Source organism: Mesorhizobium sp. M7A.F.Ca.CA.002.09.1.1, from assembly GCF_003998555.1.
GTDB classification, from domain to species: domain Bacteria; phylum Pseudomonadota; class Alphaproteobacteria; order Rhizobiales; family Rhizobiaceae; genus Mesorhizobium; species Mesorhizobium ciceri.
Window position 1 is genome coordinate 1 of record NZ_RZRR01000355.1, and the last position, 5,253, is coordinate 5,253.

A 5,253-nucleotide genomic window follows, 5' to 3' on the forward strand; every position below is an offset into this window, starting at 1 on the left:
GTGCGAAGACGAGTTGGCCTTTGCGGTGCCGATGGGCGGGGACTTCCGCTCTGGTGTCGGGGATGTCGACGCGCACGGCAATCGCCGGCGCGGCAGGGTCATCCACATCGAGATCGAGCCAGGGGTAGCTGAGGGGTTGTCTCATGGTTGACTGTTATTAGCGATTAAACGCCATGATAGCTAAATTCTTTAACAGCGAAAGTCGATAAGCTCCGGCTCGTACTCAGCTTGCCGTGCTTTCCACAGCAAGCTGGCACCGACAAGCCAGCAACAAGGTACGCCATGCTCGCCCTGGTCATCTCTCCCGAAAGCGCGACCGGGTTGAGGCTCGCCGACATCGCCGAGCCTCAACCGGCTTCGAACGAAGCGCTTGTCTCTGTCCACGCAACTTCGTTGAACCGGGGCGAACTGCGCCTGCTTGCCATACGCCCCGAGGGCTGGATACCCGGCCAGGACATCGCGGGGATTGTCGAACGAAGAGCAGCCGATGGTTCCGGGCCAGCCGTCGGCGCCCGGGTTGTTGCTTTGGTCGACGAGGCCGGTTGGGCCGAACGCATCGCAGTCCCAATCGACCGTCTCGCCGTCCTGCCGGATGACGTCAGTTTCGTTTCCGCAGCCACACTTCCTGTCGCCGGTACGACGGCACTAAGGACTCTACGCCATGGCGGCGACCTCGCCGGCCAGCAGGTCTTGATCACCGGTGCAAGCGGAGCGGTCGGCCGTTTTCAGATCCAGATCGCCCGCGAGCAAGGCGCCTCGGTGACGGCAATCGCCGCGGCCCGGCACGCCGACGATCTCCGCGGCCTCGGAGCCCGGCAGGTTGTCGAAGCGATCGATCTGGCCGAGGGGCCGTTCTCGCTGATCACCGAGTCGGTCGGCGGCCAAAGCCTCGCACGCGCGATCGAACGTATCGCACCTGGCGGGACCATCGTCATGTTCGGTTCGAGCAGCGGCGAGCTGACGCCCGTCGGATTCCGCCAGTTCGTTCCGGATCATGAAGGGGCAAGGCTTCAGACTTTTGCGTACTACACGTCTGGTCCAGGCATCGGCGAGGACATCGCCTCACTGCTCGCTCTGGTCGCAGCCGGCCGGCTCGAAACGCGCGTGGCCTTGACGGCGCCGTGGACAGACGTCGCTCAAGCGCTGGACGCACTGCGACAGCGCAGCTTCAGCGGCAAGGCTGTTCTCACCATAACAGGATGAGCATCCTGTTTTGTCACACGTGCTGGCCGCCATTGATGTGGATTTCCGAGCCAGTCACATACGACGCCTGCTGCGAGCACAGGAAAAAGATGATGTCGGCGACTTCGGCCGTGGTGCCAAGGCGCCTGAGAGGAATGGTCTCGACGATCTTGTCCGTGCCCGGCGACAGGATCGCGGTATCGATTTCGCCCGGCGCAATCGCGTTGACGCGGATGCCGTGCGGACCGAAATCATGCGCCATCTCGCGCGTCAGCGAGCCGAGTGCCGCCTTCGATGTCGCGTAGGCCGTGCCGGCGAAAGGATGCACGCGGGTTCCGGCGATCGAGGTTACGTTGACGATCGAGCCCTTGGCCGCCGCCAGTTCCTTGAACAGCCCGCGCGCCAGCATGATCGGCGCGAAGAAATTGACCTGGAACACGTCGCGCCAGACATGCATCGGCGTGTCGATCGAATTCATGCGGCTGTTGCCGTCCTTGAGCTTCGGCGAAATGCCGGCATTGTTGACCAGCGCATGCAACTGGCCGCCATGCGCTTCCAGCCGGTGGCGAATTTCGGAGACGGCGATGCCGACATCCTCCTGATCGGCGAGATCGACCTTGATGTGGTCTTCCGGCCCGGCCGGCCACGGGCAGTCCTCGGCGAAAGCCTGCCTGGAGCAGGTGATGACGCGCCAGCCCTCGCGCGAAAAACGCTTGACGGTGGCGTGGCCGATGCCGCGGCTAGCGCCGGTCAGCACGATGGTCTTTCGGGTGTCGAGCTCAGTCATTTCAGGTCTCCAGCCGGCAGATGTAGCCGAACGCCGCCGAGGTGGCGAGAGGCCGAAATGTCACCATTCACCTCAAAGGAGGAACCGGGAAGCCGGCTCGCCGTTGGTCCTTGAATGCGGAAAGGGTGCGGGGTTCTGAATCAATCTATCAGGACAAAGTCATGACACAGACAGCACCCCTCGACATCGCCACCGCCTTCACCAAAGCGTGGACAGGACACGACCTCGAAAAGGCAGCATCCTATGTCGCCGACGACGTCGTTTTTGATGGGCCGATGCAACAGTCGACTGGCAAGGCCCCCTACCTCGAGGGCCTGACCAAACTTTCACAGGATGTGACCGGTGTGCGCATGATCGCGGCCTTCGGAGACGACCACCAGGCGCTGCTAATGTATGACTTGATGACAGAGTCGTCCGGCGCGCTTTCCTGCGCCAAGCACCTCACCATCAGCGACGGCAAAATTCACAGCGACAAACTGACCTTTGACAGCAAGAAGCTGGGCAGCGCCAAACCAAAGGCGAATTAGCAGGTCTACTCAGCCGCCAAGGAGGTCGAGGATCGAGGTCTGCCGCTTCTTGCGCGGGCCGCCAACGTCGCCTGGCGGCACCGGGTGCTTGATCGACGCGGTGGCGCCGTCATCCCCCGGCATGGAAAGGCCATCGGCATCGACGGTTTGGGCGGGACGAGCCGCGCGGACCGGCGCTGGCGCTTGGGCAACCGGCGCTGCTGGCCGCGCTGGTGCCTGCTGGCCGACCGACGTGGACGGAACCGGCGCCGTGTTGTTCGCCGAGGGTATCTCGTCGGGGACGATTGTGTCGCCCGGCGTCGATTTCCAGGTGCCGGGCAGCGGCCGCACCGGCACACCTTCGTGGGCCGCAACCATGAACTCGTGCCAGGCCTGCGCCGGCAGTGCGCCGCCGGTGACCTTCTTCATCGGGCTGCCATCATCATTGCCGAACCACACACCGGTGGTGAGATTGGCGGTGTAGCCGACGAACCAGGCGTCGCGCGAATTCTGACTGGTGCCGGTCTTGCCGGCCGATGGCCAGGCGAAAGCCGCTTTCCGGGCAGTGCCGATCTCAACCGTGCCCGTCATCATCGAGTTCATCATGCCGACGATCTCAGGCTTGACGACGCGCGGCGCGCTGCCGCCGCCGCTGTCGTAAAGCACTTTGCCCTCGGTGGTCGTCACGCGCCGGATGAAATGGATGTCGGGCTTGTAGCCGCCATTGGCAAAGGGGACATAGGCCGATGTCAACTCCAGCGGCGTCACTTCCGAAGTGCCGAGCGCGATCGAGGTGTTGGCTGTCAGGTCGGACTGGATGCCCATGCGGTGCGCCGCCTCGACAACCGCGTTCGGCCCGACCTCCATGGTCAGCTGCGCTGCCACCGAGTTCAGAGACTTGGCCAGCGCAGTGGCCAGCGTCACCTTGCCGAAATACTTGCCGCCGTAATTGTCGGGCGTCCAGTTGCCGATCTTGATCGGCGCATCGTTGCGGATGCTGTCGGGCGTGCGGCCGGCTTCAAGAGCGGCCATATAGACGAACGGCTTGAATGCCGAACCCGGCTGGCGACGTGCCTCCGAAGCACGGTCGAACTGGCTGGTCGAATAGTCGTAGCCGCCGACCATGGCGCGCACCGCACCGGAATCGTCGATCGACACCAGGGCGCCCTGGCTGACGTTGAGTTTCTTGCCGCTGTCGTCGATCAGCCTGCGGATCGATTGCTCGGCGAGCTTCTGCAGGTTTAGGTCGACGGTGCTGTCGATGACGATATCGCCGCGTACGTCGCCGATCAGGTCGGGCAGTTCCTCCATGATGGTATCGGCGACGTAATTCTCCGAGCCGGTCCAATAGGACGGCGCACGCGTTGCCGGCGCGCTCATCGCCGAGGTCAGTTCCTTGGCGCTGATCTTGCCCTCGTCGCGCATGGCGGCAAGCACCAGCTGCGAGCGCTCCTCGGCGGCCTTCGGATCGCGTGCCGGGGACAGCCGCGACGGCGCCTTCAGCAGGCCGGCAAGCAATGCGGCTTCCGACAGGGTGACGTCGCGCGCGCTCTTGCCGAAATAGCGGCGCGAGGCGGCTTCGACGCCATAGGCGCCAGAGCCGAAATACACCCGGTTCAGGTACATTTCGAGGATCTGGTCCTTGGTGTGCTTGTGCTCCAGCCATAGCGCCAGCAGCACTTCCTGCACCTTGCGCTCCAGCGTGCGGTCGGGTGTCAGGAACAGGTTCTTGGCCAATTGCTGGGTCAGCGTCGAGCCACCCTGCGAGAAATGCCCGCCAAGCACATTGGTGACCATGGCGCGGGAAAGCCCGATCGGGTCGATGCCGAAATGCGAGTAGAAGCGCCGATCTTCGATGGCGATGACGGCTTCCGGGATATAGGGCGACATTTCGTGCAGGCCGACCGCCTCGCCGCCGCTCATGCCGCGATTGGCGAGCAATTGGCCATCTGCCGAGACGATCTTGATGTTGGGGGCGCGGTCGGGAATCGACCAGGTCGTCGCCGCCGGCATCTTGGCGCCGTAGTAGATGACGATGCCGGCCACGGCGATGCCGCCCCAGATGGCGAGCACGAAGCACCAGTAGAACAGCCGGCCGAGCACGCCGAACAGGCCGCGCCGGCTTCTGCCGCGCTTGACCCGCGACGATTTCCCTTTGGCCGGCTTGCGTTTTGCGGAGGCTTTGCGATTGCTCGGCACGACGCGATCCTCCTCGTTCACCGAAAGACCCGCCGAGGACCGCGCCTGCGGCGGCCCCTCGAAACTGGGTTCGATGCGACTGTCTCTGCGGTTCGCCATGCGCTGTGCTTGATGTCCCCGATGCCTATGGCGTTCGGGTTGAAGAGTAGATGCGGCGATTTAAGGGCGGGTTAAGTCGTGTTCGAATGCCGGCCTTGGGGTTGGGCAGCCAAAAACGCCAGCGTCTGCTCTTTGCAGGTTACTGACGCCACGCTGTTCGCTGTCTCGTTCAGATGGGCTCGAACTTCACATCCGGCTGGTCGGGACCGCCGGCTTGCCGCAACAGCGCGACAATGTGTTCGCCCCTGTCGACCGGCTGTCGCCTCCAGTTCGAGGCGTTCGTGACGTGCAGCCAGCCCTCGACCATCATGAAAAAATCCTCGGATTGATCATGTCCGGCGCCGAAGCGAAGCGATTTGTTTTCAGCGAATCGAACCAGCGCCGGATCGATCGACCTGTAGAGCACAGGCCAGTTGCCGCCGCCGGAATCCATATGAAACTTGTAGCTCGGGGCGAAATCCAGCCGTCGCCGCAAAAGGC

The 5,253-nt window shown here is 63.5% G+C and carries 4 protein-coding genes and 2 pseudogenes; 2 read left to right on the plus strand and 4 right to left on the minus strand.

Annotation, left to right across the window (positions count from 1 at the left end; genetic code table 11):
- Window positions 1-145, minus strand: a pseudogene (locus tag EN994_RS36875) (AraC family transcriptional regulator); the annotation flags it as partial.
- Window positions 146-282: 137 nt separating this feature from the next.
- On the opposite strand from EN994_RS36875, the gene EN994_RS16665 reads away from it, so the two are divergent.
- Window positions 283-1,203, plus strand: coding sequence for a zinc-binding dehydrogenase (locus EN994_RS16665; protein ID WP_013529557.1), 921 nt, complete (start codon window positions 283-285; stop codon window positions 1,201-1,203).
- 13 nt (window positions 1,204-1,216) lie between these two features.
- Here the strand turns inward: EN994_RS16665 and EN994_RS16670 are convergent, their stop codons facing one another.
- Entirely contained in the window at window positions 1,217-1,969 is a 753-nt protein-coding gene (locus EN994_RS16670) for an SDR family oxidoreductase (RefSeq protein WP_013529556.1), read from the minus strand.
- 161 nt (window positions 1,970-2,130) lie between these two features.
- Here EN994_RS16670 and EN994_RS16675 point away from each other — a divergent pair, with 161 nt between their 5' ends.
- Window positions 2,131-2,496: a nuclear transport factor 2 family protein gene (locus tag EN994_RS16675; protein ID WP_027161316.1), complete on the plus strand. Its 366-nt coding sequence runs from the start codon at window positions 2,131-2,133 to the stop codon at window positions 2,494-2,496.
- A 9-nt stretch (window positions 2,497-2,505) separates the two neighbouring features.
- On the opposite strand, the gene EN994_RS16680 is transcribed toward EN994_RS16675, so the two are convergent.
- Both EN994_RS16680 and EN994_RS16685 read right to left on the minus strand, forming a co-directional pair.
- Window positions 2,506-4,773 carry a transglycosylase domain-containing protein gene (locus EN994_RS16680; RefSeq protein WP_063169020.1) on the minus strand — a complete coding sequence of 756 codons (2,268 nt, stop codon included), beginning with the start codon at window positions 4,771-4,773 and terminating at the stop codon, window positions 2,506-2,508.
- A 169-nt stretch (window positions 4,774-4,942) separates the two neighbouring features.
- Window positions 4,943-5,253: pseudogene (locus EN994_RS16685) on the minus strand (hypothetical protein); the annotation flags it as partial.

Excerpts from the sequence above, each read along its gene's own strand:
- EN994_RS16665 (WP_013529557.1), top strand. The coding sequence starts at position 283 with ATGCTCGCCCTGGTCATCTCTCCCGAAAGCGCGACCGGGTTGAGGCTC.
- EN994_RS16670 (WP_013529556.1), bottom strand. The coding sequence starts at position 1,969 with ATGACTGAGCTCGACACCCGAAAGACCATCGTGCTGACCGGCGCTAGC.
- EN994_RS16675 (WP_027161316.1), top strand. The coding sequence starts at position 2,131 with ATGACACAGACAGCACCCCTCGACATCGCCACCGCCTTCACCAAAGCG.
- EN994_RS16680 (WP_063169020.1), bottom strand. The coding sequence starts at position 4,773 with ATGGCGAACCGCAGAGACAGTCGCATCGAACCCAGTTTCGAGGGGCCG.